General features: G+C 71.1%; 10 protein-coding genes and 1 pseudogene. 7 read left to right on the top strand and 4 right to left on the bottom strand.

What is annotated here, in order from left to right:
• Positions 1 to 10 precede the first annotated feature (10 nt).
• Both ACFVYN_RS29305 and ACFVYN_RS29300 read left to right on the top strand, forming a co-directional pair.
• On the top strand, positions 11 to 1,351 hold the full coding sequence (locus ACFVYN_RS29305; protein ID WP_390003681.1) for a hypothetical protein: 1,341 nt from the start codon (positions 11 to 13) through the stop codon (positions 1,349 to 1,351).
• A complete protein-coding gene (locus tag ACFVYN_RS29300; RefSeq protein WP_390003679.1) occupies positions 1,351 to 2,727 on the top strand; it encodes an acyl-CoA reductase in 1,377 nt (458 codons plus the stop codon). Before ACFVYN_RS29305 ends, ACFVYN_RS29300 begins: the two co-directional genes overlap by 1 nt.
• Positions 2,728 to 3,273: 546 nt before the next feature.
• Here the strand turns inward: ACFVYN_RS29300 and ACFVYN_RS29295 are convergent.
• Positions 3,274 to 4,323 (bottom strand): LacI family DNA-binding transcriptional regulator, encoded by a 1,050-nt coding sequence (locus ACFVYN_RS29295; protein ID WP_390003677.1) that lies wholly within the window; start codon positions 4,321 to 4,323, stop codon positions 3,274 to 3,276.
• 100 nt (positions 4,324 to 4,423) lie between these two features.
• On the opposite strand from ACFVYN_RS29295, the gene ACFVYN_RS29290 reads away from it, so the two are divergent.
• From ACFVYN_RS29290 to ACFVYN_RS29270, 5 genes are read left to right on the top strand one after another with little or no spacing between them, the layout of a single operon-like run.
• On the top strand, positions 4,424 to 5,731 hold the full coding sequence (locus ACFVYN_RS29290) for an ABC transporter substrate-binding protein (RefSeq protein ID WP_390003675.1): 1,308 nt from the start codon (positions 4,424 to 4,426) through the stop codon (positions 5,729 to 5,731).
• A complete protein-coding gene (locus tag ACFVYN_RS29285) occupies positions 5,728 to 6,672 on the top strand; it encodes a carbohydrate ABC transporter permease (RefSeq protein WP_390003673.1) in 945 nt (314 codons plus the stop codon). Before ACFVYN_RS29290 ends, ACFVYN_RS29285 begins: the two co-directional genes overlap by 4 nt.
• 7 nt (positions 6,673 to 6,679) lie before the next feature.
• Positions 6,680 to 7,546 (top strand): carbohydrate ABC transporter permease, encoded by an 867-nt coding sequence (locus ACFVYN_RS29280; protein WP_390003671.1) that lies wholly within the window; start codon positions 6,680 to 6,682, stop codon positions 7,544 to 7,546.
• Positions 7,546 to 9,330 (top strand): DUF2264 domain-containing protein, encoded by a 1,785-nt coding sequence (locus tag ACFVYN_RS29275; protein WP_390003668.1) that lies wholly within the window; start codon positions 7,546 to 7,548, stop codon positions 9,328 to 9,330. The genes ACFVYN_RS29280 and ACFVYN_RS29275 overlap by 1 nt, the downstream gene beginning before the upstream one ends.
• Positions 9,327 to 11,984, top strand: a complete 2,658-nt coding sequence (locus tag ACFVYN_RS29270) for a discoidin domain-containing protein (protein ID WP_390003666.1) — start codon at positions 9,327 to 9,329, stop codon at positions 11,982 to 11,984. Before ACFVYN_RS29275 ends, ACFVYN_RS29270 begins: the two co-directional genes overlap by 4 nt.
• 93 nt (positions 11,985 to 12,077) lie before the next feature.
• On the opposite strand, the gene ACFVYN_RS29265 is transcribed toward ACFVYN_RS29270, so the two are convergent.
• The 3 genes and pseudogenes from ACFVYN_RS29265 to ACFVYN_RS29255 form a co-directional block, all read right to left on the bottom strand.
• Positions 12,078 to 13,346 carry an MFS transporter gene (locus ACFVYN_RS29265; protein WP_390003663.1) on the bottom strand — a complete coding sequence of 423 codons (1,269 nt, stop codon included), beginning with the start codon at positions 13,344 to 13,346 and terminating at the stop codon, positions 12,078 to 12,080.
• Positions 13,343 to 13,882 (bottom strand): ArsR/SmtB family transcription factor, encoded by a 540-nt coding sequence (locus ACFVYN_RS29260; protein ID WP_390003661.1) that lies wholly within the window; start codon positions 13,880 to 13,882, stop codon positions 13,343 to 13,345. Before ACFVYN_RS29260 ends, ACFVYN_RS29265 begins: the two co-directional genes overlap by 4 nt.
• A pseudogene (locus ACFVYN_RS29255) lies at positions 13,869 to 14,674 on the bottom strand (alpha/beta hydrolase fold domain-containing protein). The gene ACFVYN_RS29260 and the pseudogene ACFVYN_RS29255 overlap by 14 nt, the downstream one beginning before the upstream one ends.
• Positions 14,675 to 14,916 lie beyond the last annotated feature (242 nt).

Below are 14,916 nucleotides of genomic sequence, written 5' to 3'. Positions count from 1 at the left end.
GGTGAACGCTGTGCCAGGCGCACGCGAGCAGATCCGATCCCTCGTCCTTTCCGGCGACACCTTCGACCAACCCGCCGACCAGCTGAGGGAGTTGCAGCTGGAGGCCGCCCGGGAGACCTTCACCGCCCACCGGGAGCGCGTTCCGCTGCTGCGCACCCGGGCGGCGGAGACCGGCGTGGAGGAGGTCACCGGCCTCGACGACCTCGTGCCGCTGCTGTTCTCGCACACCAGCTACAAGTCGTACCCCGTCTCCCTCATCAGCGCGGGCCGCTGGGACCGGCTCCTGCGCTGGTACACGACCGTGTCCGCGGTCGAACCCGGCGACGTCGACATGGACGGCGTCCGCAACATCGACGAGTGGACCGACCGCATCACCGCCGCCGGCCACCGCCCGTACATCACCAGCGGCACCTCCGGAAAGGTCTCCTTCCTCAACTGCGACGCCAGTGACCTGAGTTTCCTGCACGACATCCTGGAGAACCTCACCTGCTGGCCCGACCCCCTGCCTCCGAAACCCACCCGCCGCGGCTATCTGCTGGCCCCCGCGAACGGCCCGATGCGCTCCATCGACGGCTTCCGCTGGCACGCGGACGTCTTCGCACAGCCCGGCGAGACCCGGCTGCTCACCGAGGACGCGATGCGGGTGTCCGAGCTGATGAGCAGCGCTCTGCTGCGCCGCCGGATCGCGGAGGGCGTCGCGACCCCGCAGGAGATCAGCTCCTTCGAGACCGTCTCCGAGTCTCGCGAGCAGGAACTCGGCGCGGCGATGACCGCGATCGTCGACGACATCGCCGCCCACCGCGACGAGCCGCTGCTGATCGCTGGCATGAACAACCAGCAGTTCACCCTCATCCAGGCCCTGCGCGCCCGCGGCGTCCCCGACGGCAGCCTGCACCCGGACACGCTGGTGCTCAGCGGCGGCGGCAACAAGGGCCGGGCCCTGCCCGACGACTACCAGCAGCAACTCACCGCCTTCTACGACGGTGTCCGCCGCGTCCGCAGCTACGGCATGACCGAACTCCAGGGCTCCTGCCTCGCCTGCGAGCAGGGCAACTACCACGTGCCGCCCTGGGTGATCCCCCTGGTGCTCGACGAGCCCGGCGAGAGGCTCCTGAACCCCGAACAGGGCGTGGTGGAGGGACGGTTCGCGTTCCTCGACATCTCCCTGGAGGGCCGCTGGGGCGGGCTGATCAGCGGCGACCGGGTCTCCGTGGACTTCTCGCCGTGCGCCTGCGGCCGTCCGGGACCGGCGGTCCTGCCCGACATCCGGCGCTACGGCGACCTCGGCGGTGACGACAAGATCACCTGCGCGGCGACACTCGACTCCTATGTGCGGGGGATGATCCACTGATGAGCAGTACGGCACTCGACGACACCACGGCCGTCGTCCACATGGTCAGGGGCGAGGTCGACAACAGCGCCCCTGTCGACCTCGGCCGGTTCACCGCGCCGGCCCTCGACCTGGACCGCCTCGTGTGGCCGCGCTCCGAACCGGGGCCGGCATTCGATGTGCCCGTCGCGGAGATCGTGGACCTGCTGGTGGAGACCGGTGAGGCCCTCAAGGCGGACCGTGCGGGCCTGCTCGCCGAGGCCCTGGAGCGGATGGCCCCCGTGAGCCCGCTGCCCGCGGAGGTGCTGGAACGCGCCTACGCCGTGCTGTGGCGCAGCTTCCAACCCCCTGGCCTGTACGCCCAGATCGACCACGAACTCGGCGGCGCGGACGTGCTCGACGGCTGGCGCGAGGTACGCCTGCCCGACGACCGGATCGCGGCCACCCGGGCCTTCCCGCCCCGCCTGGTGCACATCATCGCCGGCAACGCACCCGGAGTCGCGGCGATGTCCGTCGTGCGCGGCGCGCTCACCAAGGGCGTCAACCTGCTGAAGCTGCCCTCGAACGACCTGTTCACCGCGACGGCGATCCTGCGCACCATGGCCGCGGTCGCCCCAGGGCACCCGGTGGTGCGGTCGTTCTCCGCGGTGTACTGGCGCGGCGGCGACGAGACGGTGGAGAGCGTGCTGTTCCGCCCGCAGTTCTTCGACAAGCTGGTCGCCTGGGGCGGCGAGGCCACCATCCGCAGCGCGGTGAAGTACGTCGGCCCGGGCTTCGAGCTCGTCTCCTTCGACCCCAAGACCTCCATCTCCATGATCGGCCGCGAGGCGTTCGAGTCCGAGGAGAGCCTGGCCCGGGCGGCCGACGCGGGTGCCGCCGACGCCACGTTCTTCAACCAGCAGGCGTGCGTGGCCAGCCGCTTCCAGTTCGTCGAGGGCTCCTGGGACGACGCCGACCGCTACGCCGCCCTGCTGTGCGAACGCCTGGGCGTGGCAAGGGAGTTCAGCTCGGCAGGTGGTCCGAGGGTCACCGGGGAACTCCGCGAGGAGATCGACGTCCTGCGCTCCATGGACCCCGAGTACCGGGTGTGGGGCGGCTACGACGGCCGGGGCGTGGTCATCCGCTCACCGGAACCGGTGGACTTCCACCCCGACGGGAAGATCGTGAACGTGGTCCCGGTCGCCGCCCTGTCCGACGCCGTCGCCCACGCCGGCGTCGCCACGCAGACGGTCGGCGTCTACCCCGACACCCGCAAGGCGGAACTGCGTGACGCCCTCGCCTGCGCCGGGGTGCAGCGCGTGGTCTCCCTCGGCAGGGCGGGCGGCATGCCGCCGGGCCTTTCCCACGACGGTTTCTACCCGCTGCAACGGCTCATGCGGTGGGTGAACGACGAGTGACGGCTTGCGGCGCGGCGGCACCCCGCGTCCTGCCTGGGCCGTGAGACCGGCTGGCCGGACGTCCCCGGACAGCCGAAAGAACGCGGTCACCGGCGCCGGTCTGACCTTGCGCGGGGCGAAGAGCTGCGGATGACAGGGGGACGGACACCGTCAGGCGTCGATCCGGTGGCGATGACGCGCCCCAAACGCTCACGCCGGCCACCCCTGCCCCGGCAGTGGGCTTTCCGCCCGTCAGCCCACCGCCGGGCCTCGGTCCGGAGTTCGGGGTCGAGCCCCAGTCGGGGGCCGAATCGCCCGTCACCTGGGTGGCCACGACGCTCATGACCCGCCGCAGGACCGCCCCGCCGACCGAATCGAGCGCCATCCCGACTACCTGCCGCAGGCCGCCTGACCCGTCAGGGCGCCGATGCGACCTGCGCGTCGGCGTCCGGTAGCGAGGGACCTCGTTGGCAGGGTCCTGGTCGGCCCGCGACCTGTTGCCGCCGAGCCGTCACTGACCGGATCGACCGACACCCCGCCGACTGGACCGGCGCCCACACAACCGGCTCACTGCGACGGCCGGCGTCCGCTGCTCTCCCGTACCACCAGTTCCGTCGCCACCTCCACCCGCGTCGTCTCCGGCTGCTCCCCGGACAGCAGTCGCAGCACCATCCGGGCCGCGAGCGCCGTCATGTCGGCCAGGGGAGTGCGGACCGTCGTCAGGCGTGGGGTCACCCAGTCCGCGAACGGCAGGTCGTCGAAGCCGACCACGCTGACGTCGGCCGGGATGCGCAGGCCCAGTTCGGCGGCGGCCCGGTAGGTGCCCAGCGCCTGGTGGTCACTGCCGGCGAAGATCGCCGTCGGACGGTCGGGCAAGGCCAGGAGCTCCAGGGCGTGTTGGTGCGCGAGGTTGTGGGTGAAGTCGCCGTAGCGCACCAGCTCGGCGTCGAAGGGGAGACCGGCCTCCGCCAGCGCGGAGCGGTAGCCGTCGACCCGCGCCCGGGAGGTGAGCCGGCGTTCCGGACCGCTGATGATCGCGATGCGCCGGTGGCCCAGCTCGATGAGGTGGCGGGTCGCGGCCAGTCCGCCGGGCCAGTTGGTCGCACCCACCCACGGCGTGCCCGGCGCGGGCTCGTCGATCGGCATCACCAGCGCGAAGGGGATGCCGAGCCGGCTCAGCTCCTCGTGCTGCTCGGGCGTCAGTTCAGGCACCACGAGGATCGCGCCGCGCGTGGAGCGGGTGGCCAGCGAGTCCAGCCACTGACGGGCGCGTTTGGTCCGGCCGTGGGTGGAGGAGACGACCAGCCCCATGCCCGCGTCGTGCAGGACATCCTCCGCGCCCCGGATCAGCTCGACCGCCCAGGGGCTGTCGAGTTCGTTGATCACGAAGTCGATCAGCCCTCCGGGCGGGGCCGCGGTCGCCGCCGGGCGGTGTTTCGCCAGATAGCCGTGCTGCCCGAGCAGGCGCTGCACCTTGGCCCGCGTCTCCGCAGATACATCGGACCTGTCGTGCAGCACCTTGGAGACCGTGGACACCGAAACGCCTGCCTGGTCGGCGATTTCGGCAAGGGTGCGCCGTCTTGCCTCACCGGATCCTGTCCGAACCGTTGACGTCATCGGATGAATCTCCTACGTTGCCGGGGCGATCGAGCTTTGCGAAAACTATCGCAATCCTCGGTCCCGGAGTAAGGCTCCTCGGCGAAAAAGGTGGTCCTCGATGAAGAGATGGCGCGTGGCTTCCCTGGCCACGACCGCGGCTGCGGCTCTGGTGCTCTCCGGCTGCGGCGGCACCGGTGGCGGTGCCGGCGACGGTTCGGGCGGCGGCAAGGGCGAGTTACTGGTCTGGGTGGACAACACCCGGATGCCCGCGGCCCAGCAGTACAAGAAGGCCCACCCCGACGTGAAGCTGCGCATCGTCACCATCCCGCCCGACGCGGGCTACGTGCCCACGAAGATCTCCCTCGCCAACCGCACCAGGAGCGGCTGGCCCGACGTCGTCTTCCTGGCCAACCCGGCCGAGGCGGCGACCCTCGCGAGCGAGAAGTTCGGCTACGCGGCCCCGCTCGACGACCTCGTCCCCCAGTCCGTCCGCGACGGCTTCACCCCCGGTGCCCTGGACACCTGCACCTTCGGCGGCAGGACATACTGCCTGCGCAACGACATCGCCCCCACCGTCCTGTGGTACGACGCGACGCTGATGAAGCGCTACGGCTACCAGGTCCCCAGGACCTGGGCCGAGTACCAGCGGACCGGTCTCAAGGCGGCCGACGAGCACCCCGGCACCATCGTCGGAGCCGTCAACGGCAAGTACGGCGCCGGTATCTACTTCGGCAGCAGCGGCTGCGCCACCCGCGACACACTCAGCCTCACCAAGGTCCACATCGACCTGGGCCAGGCGAACTGCACCCGGGTCGCCGATCTGCTGCAGCCGCTCACCCGGAAGAAGGCCGTCACCACCGTCGTGCCCATCGACCCGGGCTTCGCCAAGTTCGGCGAGGGCGACAAGATCCTGATGCTGCCGGCCCCGGCCTGGTTCGGCGACTTCATGTTCGGCCCCGCCTTCAAGGTGCCCAAGGGGCGTATCGCCGCCGCCCCCATGCCCACCTGGCCCGGCGAGAACAAGCCCTACGCCGGACAGGTCGGCGGCGGCGCCTTCCTCGTCTCCGCGCACGCCGGCGAGCGCACCAAGGACGCCGCGGATCTCGTGCGCTGGATGACCACCGACGTCGGCCTCCAGGCGAAGCAGCCGACGTACCCCGCCTTCACGGCAGCCGCGACGAAGTGGGGCGAGGCCAAGTCGAAGGACCCGTACTACGCCTCCGACCCGATGCCCGCCCTCACCGCGGCCGCGAACGCACTGCGTCCCGGCTTCGGCGCGGTCCGCTTCGAGGCCGACTGGCAGAGCAGCTTCAACGACACGCTCGTCAAGGCGGTCGACTCGGGCGGCAACCTCCGCAACGCACTGGCGAGTTGGCAGGACAAGCTGGAGGCGGCGGCCAAGACCAGCGGGTACACGGTCGGATGAAAACGCTCACGACACCCCGCCCGCCCGCCGCCGCGGCCCCGGCGCCGGTGACACCCCGCCGCCGGCGCCGCCCCGCCCGCCGTGCCGCCGTCTGGATCCTCGTCGGCCCGTACACCGTGTTCCTCGTGGTCTTCGGGCTCGCACCCGCCGGATACGCCCTGTGGACCTCGTTCGTCGACAACGGCTCCTTCACCGGCGGGCACGACTGGGTGACCGTGTTCGAGGACTACCGGCTCGACGACGCGGCCACCAACGTGGCGACCTATCTGCTGCTCTGGCTGCCGATCCTCCTGCTGACCGTCCTGTCCCTGGCCTTCACCCTGCACGCCCGCCCCGGCCGCACGACGAGCGCGCTCCAACTCGTCTACTACCTGCCGGGCGCGGTGACCGGCTCGGCCGCCGCCCTGCTGTGGCTGTTCATGGTCAGCCCGGACAGCAGCCCGTTCTCACCCCTGCTCAAACTGCTGGACGTCCACAGCGCCACGGAAGCGCTGTCCGGCGGCAGCGTCATCGCCGTCCTCACCGTGATGGGCGTCGCGGTGCACGCCGGCGGCTGGATCGTGGTCCTGTACGGGGCACTCAACGCACTCCCCAAGGACGTCCTGGAGGCCGCGCAGGTCGACGGCGCCTCGGCCTGGCGCACCATGTGGCACATCAAACTGCCGATGGTCCGCACCTACGTCGCCTTTGTACTGATCTCCAGTTTCGCCTCCGGCAGCCAGGTGTTCGTCGAGCCGACCGTGCTGTCCACCGGCGCCCCCGGCCAGATCAGCCCCACCTGGTCCGTCAACCAGCTCGCCTACACCTACGCCACCCAGGACGGCGACTTCGGCAAGGCAGCCGCGCTGTCCCTGGCCATGCTCGCGGTCGGCGTACTGGCCGCCTGGATCGTGATCACCCGCACCCGTATGTACGCCACCGACTCCTCCGACTCCCGGTGAGTGAGGCATGACCGCACTGTCACGCGGCGCCCGCGCCCTGTTCCTGCTCGGCGCGGCCGTCTTCTTCGGACTGCCCCTGCTCTGGCTGCTCCTCGCACCCACCCGCACGGCCGACGACCTGACCACCGGCTCACCCCTCGGCTTCGGCTCGCTGGGCAACGTGGGTGACGCCTGGTCACACCTGACGTCGTACAACGACGGCCAGATCACCCTGTGGATCGGCAACTCGATCATCTATGCGGCGGCCAGCGTGGCCCTCTCGCTGTTGCTGTGCGTCCCCGCGGGCTACGCCCTCGCCAAGCACGACTTCGCCGGCCGCCGGGCCCTGCTCACCCTGTCGATCGTGACGATGATCCTGCCCCCGGCCGCGCTGGTGCTCCCGCTGTACCTGGAGATGTCGGCACTCGACCTCACCGGCACGGTCTGGTCGGTGATCCTTCCCCTGTCCTTCTACCCCTTCGGCGTCTACCTCGCCTTCCTCCACTTCCAGGCGAACCTGCCCGACAGCCTGCTGGACGCCGGGCGCGTCGACGGGGCGAGTGAGCTGCGGCTGTTCTGGTCGGTGGCGGTGCCGCTGGCCCGCCCCGCCATCGCGCTGATCGCCTTCTTCGGCTTCGTGCGCTGCTGGACCGACTTCTTCCTGCCCTTCGTGATGCTCTCCGACGACCGCACCTTCACCCTCCAGCTCGGCCTGATGTCCCTGCTGCAGTCCACCGGCGCGGTCAACAACTCCAGCGGCTTCGCGGACCTCGACATCCACCAGCCGGAGGCGGCCCTTGCCGGACTCGTGGCCTGCGCGCCACTGCTGATCGGTTTCGTCCTCGCCCAGCGCTTCCTGCGCACCGGGCTGCTGGCCGGGGCGGAGAAGGGCTGATGGAAGACGACGCACGCGCAGAACTCACCTCGCAGTTAAGCAACTTGATGAATCCCCTGGTGCCCCGCTTCAGCGCGGGCCGGGCGCGCGTACGGCTCGGTGTGAACACCGCGATCCACGACGACACGGCCGCCGAACTGGAGGCGTTCGCCCGGCCGCTGTGGGGACTGGCGCCCCTCGCGGCGGGCGGACAGGCCGTACCGCACGCCGAGTTGTGGGTCCGGGGGCTCGCCCACGGCAGCGATCCCGCGCACCCCGAGTACTGGGGCGAGCCCGTCGACCACGACCAGCGCATCGTCGAGATGGCCGCCATCGGCTTTGCCCTCGCCCTCGCCCCCGAGCAGTGGTGGGACCCGCTGACCGGCCCTGAACGTGACCGGCTCGCCCGCTGGCTGCTCAGCGCGCTGCCCCGGGAGACCACCGACAACAACTGGCTCTTCTTCCCGGTGCTGATCAGCCTCGGCCTCGACCGGGTGGGGGTGCCCTACGACCGCTCGCTGATCACCGCACGCCTCGACCGCCTGCAGACCTTCTGGCTCGGGGACGGCTGGTACGCGGACGGCCCCACCGAACGCCGCGACTACTACGTCCCGTGGGCCATGCACTTCTACGGCCTGCTCCACGACACGCTGACCGGCGGCGACCGCTTCAGGCACCGGGCGGCCCGGTTCGCCGGCGACTTCCGGCACTGGTTCGCCGACGACGGCGCCGCCGTCCCGTACGGCCGCAGCCTCACCTACCGCTGGGCGCAGGCCGCCTTCTGGGGCGCGCTGCCCTTCGCGGGCGTCGACGTACTGCCGTGGGGCGAGGTGAAGGGGTACCTGCTGCGGCATCTGCGCTGGTGGCAGGGGCGACCGGTGACCGGGCCCGACGGGCTGCTGTCCGTCGGGTACGGCTATCCGCAGCCCGCGCTGGCCGAGCAGTACAACGCGCCGGGCTCGCCCTACTGGTCGCTCAAGGCGTATCTGCCGCTCGCGCTGCCCGAACAGCACGCGTTCTGGACCGCGAAGGAGGATCCGGCACCCGCCGCCCTGCCCGCCGTCAGCGCCCAGCCGCACGCCGGGGCCGTACTGATGCGCACGCACGGCGACGTCACCCTTCTCGCCGGGCGCCAGCACCACCCGTGGGTACGCCATGGCGCCGAGAAGTACGCCAAGTTCGCGTACTCGACCCGCTTCGGCTTCAGCCTGCCGAACGGCACGCTCGGACTCGAACAGGGCGCGTACGACTCGATGCTGGCGCTGAGCGACGACGGCGGGGCGCACTACCGGGTCCGCGAGGAGCCGGCCGCGCACTACGTCAGCGGCGACACGGTCCTCAGCACCTGGCACCTGTGGCCCGACGTGGAGATCACCACCTGGCTGACGGCCGCCGCGCCCTGGCACGTGCGCACCCACCGCGTCCGCACCGCTCGCGCCCTGCACACCGCCGAGGGCGGCTTCGCCGTCGACCGGGACGCGGGCACGGACCGCGAGACCGGGCCGGGACACGCACGGGTGACGGCCCCCGCCGGACTCACCGGACTGCGAGACCTCGACGGCCGACGTGAGGGCGAGGTCATCGACTGCCTGCCCGGCACGAACGTCCTCGCACGACGCACCGCCCTGCCCGTACTCGTCGGCCGACTCCCGCCCGGCGAGCACTGGTTGAGGTGTGCCGTGCTCGGTGCCACTACCGGAAGCGAGGCCGAGACGGCATGGCGAGAACCCCCGCTCCTCACCCACCCGACGACCACCACACACACCCCGACCACCGCACATCCGACGACTGGAGACGGGACTTGAGACTCAGACATCTGTCCGTACTGGCCGCCGCGGCCGCGCTGCTGACCACCCCGGTGCAGGCGCAGGCGGCACAGTCCGGCCACACCTACTACGTCGCCCCCCGGGGCAACGACCACGCCCACGGCACGCAGGCAGGCCCTCTGCGTACCATCAGCGCCTGCCTCGACCTCGTCCGCCCCGGCGACACCTGCCTGATCCACAAGGGCACCTACCGCGAACAGTTGAACCCTCCCTCCGGCACCGAGGGCGCCCCGGTCACGATCGCCGCGTACGGCGACGGCCCGGTGACCGTCGACGGGACCGAGAAGGTGACCGGCTGGAAAGACGCGGGCGGCGGACTGATCGCCGCCGACACCGACCTGCCGCCCGACCCCGACTTCAACGCGGTGTTCCTGGACAACACCCGTGCGGCGGAAGGCCGTTGGCCCAACTCCGGGGCCGATCCGCTGAACGCGACCTGGGCTGAGGCCGACACCACCTCCACCGACCAGCACATCGACGACACCGACCTGCCCGACGCCGACTGGACCGGTGCCACCGTGCACCTGTGGGCGGGCTCCAACCCGTGGGCGCAGCAGACCGGCACGGCCACGGCCTCGGCACCCGGCAAGCTGGACTTCAAGGGCGGCAACTACCGCTGCACCCCGCTGTGCATGGGCAACCAGCCCTACCGCAACTACTACCTCGTCGGGTCGAAGGCCGCCCTGGACCAGCCGGGGGAGTGGTTCTACGACAGGACCGCGCACCGTCTCTACCTGGTGCCCCCGAAGGGCGGCATCGCCGGACACACGGTGACCGCCAAGCACCGGCTGTGGGGCGTCGACCTGAGCGACAGCTCGTACGTCACCGTGCGCGGCCTGAACCTGTGGGGCACCTCGTTGCGAACGGGCAAGTCCAGTACGGGAGTCGTGGTCGACCGACTGCACGCCACGTACATCTCCGAGTACTCCACCCTGCCCATGCCGCCGGACAGCGACCTCGCGATCGAGCCGGCCGAGGGGCACATCGTCGCCTCCCGCATCCTCGACTCCGGCGTCCAGATCCTCGGCACCGGCAACACCCTCAAGAACAGCGAGATCGCCCAGTCGGCCGGTGACGGCGTCCTGGTGCGCGGCAACGGCAACACGGTCACCAACAACTACATCCACGACGTCGGCTGGATGGGCAGCTACACCCCGGGTATCGAGGTCAACGGCAACGGCCAGACAATCACCCACAACACGATCCGGCGCACCGGACGCGCGGCCATCGACACCGCCTACCAGATCAACGGCACCGAATACCACGACAACCGCATCGCCTACAACGACATCTCCGAAGCGATGCGCACCTCCCGCGACGGTTCACCCTTCTACGTGTGCTGCTACCTGAACGGCACCGGAAGCTCCATCGACCACAACACCGCGCACGACTCCAGCGGCCAGAACGGCTACTACGTCGACAACTACTCCGGCCACTTCCGTCTCCACCACAACGTGGCCTGGAACACCGGCGCCCGCGGCGTCTACTTCAACGGCCACACCGGCCCCAGCATCGCCAACGAGGACCACAACTCCAGCTACGGCGTGGGCATCGGTACCGCCTCGTCCTCCCTCGGCGGCGCGACGGACGCGTCCGGCTCGTACTTCAGCAACATCATCGGACCCAAGCCGGTCACCGCGACACAGACCGGCAACCCGCTGCCGATCGTCCGCTCCAACCTGATCAGCGCCACCCCCGGCTACACGAACGCCGTCAACGGTGAGCTGTGGCTGACCCCCGGCTCACCCGCCATCGACGCCGGCGAGGTGGTCGACGGCATCACCACGGACACCCTGGGCATGGCCCCCGACAAGGGCGCCTACGAGTACGGCGCACCCATCTGGTCGACGGGCTGCGACCTGCCCGGCTGCCAGCAGCGAGTACGGCACGGCAACTGGAGTGCCACCGCGAGCGACGGAAGCAACGCCTCCGTCACCGTGGACGGCGACATCAACACCCGCTGGACGGGCACCGCCCCGCAGGCCGCCGGCCAGTCCCTGACCGTCGACCTCGGCGAGAGCAAGACCTTCGGCAGGCTCTCCCTCGACGCGGGCCGCGACACCGGCGGCCAGCAGCCGTACGGCTTCACGGTCTCCGTCAGCGGTGACGGCACGCACTGGGGCGAGCCGCTCGCCCGGGTCTCCGGCCGCTCCTTCACCCAGGACGCGGTGTTCTCCCGACAGACCACCGCCCGCTATGTACGGATCACCCTCACCGCGAGCGGACCCATGCCCTGGGTCGTCAACGACATCCGGCTGTACGGCGACGGGCCCGACGCCGCCTCGACGCTCCAGGCCGAAAAGGCCACGACCGTACACGGGGTGGGCCGCGGCACGGCGGCTACCGGAGTCCTCGGCTCCGGCGACTGGGTGGCCTTCCGCAAGGCCAACATCAGCGGAATGCAGCTCACCGCACGACTCAACTCCACCTGCGCGAAGGGCTGCTCGCTCCAACTGCGCCTGGACGCGCCCGACGGCCCACTGGCCGCATCGGTGCCCGCCACAGGCACGGGTGACTGGCAGGAGCAGACCGTGACCCTGAAGCGCGAGGTCACCGGCGCGCACGACCTCTACCTCGTGGCGAAGGGCACGGGCCGGATCGCCGCGCTCGACTGGCTGACGATCAGACCCTGACACGCGAGGGCAGAGCAGGGCCGGGCGACGGGACACGGAATCCCGCCGCCCGGCCCATCGCCGCGCCGCCCTCTCCGCCGCCCTGACAGTCGGTCACCCCATGAAGGGCGTGCGGTCTTCTGCGTCATCGGTCGGTGTGGCGGCACGCACTGCGGCCTGGACCCGTCGGTTGCTGGTCATGGTCGACGTTACGGCGGTCATGGTGAGCAGGAGGCCGGCGGCGGTGTAGAGCGGGGTGCGGATGTCGTAGGTGGTGGCCAGCCAACCGCCGAGGAAGGCGCCGAACGGGGCGGCGCACATGGCCAGCATGCGGGAGGTGGAGGCGACCCGGCCCATCAGATGGGCGGGGACGATCGACTGCCGCAGGGACAGGCCGAGCACCATGGTGGCGCCCATGCCCGCTCCGCAGACGGCGAGCGCCGGCCCGGCCACGTACGGGTTCGGGGCGGCGGCAAGACACAGGACGGCGAGTCCCTCTACGGCGGCCGTGCAGGTCAGTGCGGTGCCGGTGCCGAGTCGTCGGCCGAGGAAGGAGGCGATGCCCGCGCCGAGCAGACCACCGGCGGCCTCCGCGGTGAGGAGCAGGCCGAAGCCGAACGAGCCGATGCCGAGACGCTCGTGCGCGAACAGGGCGAGTACCGTCTCCACGGCGAGGAAGGCGATGTTCCCGATCGCCGGACGCAGCGCGAGCCCGAGCAGCAACTGGTCCCGGAACACGTACGAGGCGCCGGCCCGCGCCTGCCGCAGCAGCGACTCACGGGTGCCTCCGGTGGGCCGGGGCGTCGAGGGCAGCGACCGTACGAGCACCGCGGAGACAGCGAACGACACCGCGTCGGCGAGCAGCGGTACCGCCCGCCCGAGCGCGAGCAGAGCGCTGCCCGCAGGCGGCCCCGCGAAGCCGGACGCGGCGGTCTGGGTGCCGCGCAGGCGAGAGTTGGCGCGCTCCAGCAGCGCGGAATCACGGCCGAGCAGATCCGGCAGATAGGCGGTGGCGGCCGTGTCGAAGAAGAGTGCGCCGAGGCCGAGCAGGAAGGCGACGCACGCGAGCAGCGGAATGCTCAGCACGTCGAGCGCGGCCGCCCCCGCCGGTATCGCAAGCAGCACCGCACGCGCCGTATCCGCGACCCACATCGTGCGCCGCCGGTCCCAGCGGTCCACCAGCGCACCGCCGAGCACCCCGAACAGCAGCCACGGCAGCGTCCCGGTCGCCGTGACGACGGCGAGCGCCATCGGGTCCCGCGTCAACGTCAAGGCGAGCAGCGGCAGCGCGGCATGCGACACCCCGTCGCCGAGCGAGGACACGGTCTGCGCAGTCCACAGCCGCCCGAACCCGGTCGGCAACTTCCGCACGTCTGAGGTCACTTGACCTCCCCTTCGGCCTGCTCGCGCGGTGCCGGGTGGAACAGGGCGAACACCAATGACGCATCCGGCAGCGACGGATCCGACAGCTCCAGGTACTCGTCCGCCAGCGCCTGCAGTCGTGCCCCCAGCTGCGTGAACTGGTCCTCGGTGAGCCGCAGATGCGCCATCCGTACGTGCCGCTCGCCCTCCACCGGCGCCGCCTCCAGGTCCGCCACCGCATGCCGCATCAGCACATCCGGCCCTCCCTGGCCCGGATCCGGCAGCACGATCGCCCGCGCGGCCATGGCGTAGTACCGCTCGGTGACCCCCCGGACCTTCCGCGTCCGCACCACCTTGACCAGACCGGCCCGCTCCAGCAGCCGCACGTGATAGCTGGAACTCCCCTTCGCGAGGCCCACTCGCTCGGCGATCTGCGTGATCGTCGCGGGCTCGAAGCGGAGCACGGCCATGATCCGGTGACGCGTGAGACTGGAAACGGCGCGGAGCTGGTCGTCGGTGGTGACGTGAAACGTCTCGGGAAGATCATCGGTAGGCATACGAGCAATGGTCAACGATTCTTGACCATTGGGCAAGAGGTTTTGGCCGGGCAGCGTCGGCCGGCCGCGTGGGCGCACAGTGCGCCTTTCCGTCCCGTGCCTGCCGGCGCGCGTACGCGATGTCTTCATCGTGGAAGAGGCCGAGGGCGCCGACGCCGATCCAGCCCGGAGGGAGACCGGTGAGACCCTCGCGGCGGGCGGCGGCCGCGTACGGGGAGACAGCGGGGCCCGCGCTGGCATCGCCGAGGTAGGACGACCAGCCGCACCGGTTGCTCTTGGGCGTCCAGACGAGCACCTTGAGGGCGTCCAGGTCGGTTCTCGGCGTAGTGCGGTCGTCCAGCAGGGGGTACAGGAGCAGCTGGAACGCCGCGCGGATCTCGGCCCGGCATGGGCGAGCAGCTTGAGGGCCGCGGCGATTCCGCCGCCCGCGCCGGCACCGCAGATCGCGATGCGGTCGATGTCGATGTGCAGGTCGCCCGCGCGCTCGCCCGGGCCACGGAGCGCGGCGTAGGCGCCCTCGGCCGCGGCGGGCACGGGACGGTCCGGCGCCGGTCGACAACGGACCGCGGCAACGGTGATGCCGAGCTCGCGGACGAAGGCGATGTTCGTACGGTCGTCCTGCGCGGGCGCGCCGAAGATCAGCGCGCCTCCGTGTGTCCGGAGCAGTGCCGGAGCCGCTGTCTTCAGGCCGGCCGGGCGGAAGACGCGCAGCGAGACGGGCGGTGCGTCCTTCGGCCCGGGCCCGGCGATCTCCTGGACCGTGACGTCCGGCCCGGATCGGTCGCGCGCCACTTCACGCGGCGCAAGTGGAATCGCCTGGCCACCGGGCGGGGGTCGGCAGTTGCGCTGCTCGGCGTCCAGGAATGCGAGGGCGTTGCGGATGCCCTGTTCGAGGAGTTGGTCGGCCAGCGGTCGGTCGGTCAGGGCGCGGGAGGGCTGCAGTGTGCATGCCGTTGGGCAGACGCTCTTGGGCTGCAAGCCGACGTCCTTCGGTGCGCGGAGCGGCGCGCAGGCTATCCGTGCCGTGCCGTGCC

The organism is Streptomyces sp. NPDC058307 (assembly GCF_042880295.1).
Taxonomy (GTDB): domain Bacteria; phylum Actinomycetota; class Actinomycetes; order Streptomycetales; family Streptomycetaceae; genus Streptomyces.
The sequence above is the reverse complement of the archived record's forward strand: the minus strand, read 5'-3'. Positions and strand labels throughout refer to the sequence as shown.

Coding starts and splice junctions, on each gene's coding strand:
- ACFVYN_RS29300 (WP_390003679.1), top strand. CDS start 1,351: ATGAGCAGTACGGCACTCGACGACACCACGGCCGTCGTCCACATGGTC.
- ACFVYN_RS29290 (WP_390003675.1), top strand. CDS start 4,424: ATGAAGAGATGGCGCGTGGCTTCCCTGGCCACGACCGCGGCTGCGGCT.
- ACFVYN_RS29280 (WP_390003671.1), top strand. CDS start 6,680: ATGACCGCACTGTCACGCGGCGCCCGCGCCCTGTTCCTGCTCGGCGCG.
- ACFVYN_RS29260 (WP_390003661.1), bottom strand. CDS start 13,882: ATGCCTACCGATGATCTTCCCGAGACGTTTCACGTCACCACCGACGAC.
- ACFVYN_RS29295 (WP_390003677.1), bottom strand. CDS start 4,323: ATGACGTCAACGGTTCGGACAGGATCCGGTGAGGCAAGACGGCGCACC.
- ACFVYN_RS29285 (WP_390003673.1), top strand. CDS start 5,728: ATGAAAACGCTCACGACACCCCGCCCGCCCGCCGCCGCGGCCCCGGCG.
- ACFVYN_RS29275 (WP_390003668.1), top strand. CDS start 7,546: ATGGAAGACGACGCACGCGCAGAACTCACCTCGCAGTTAAGCAACTTG.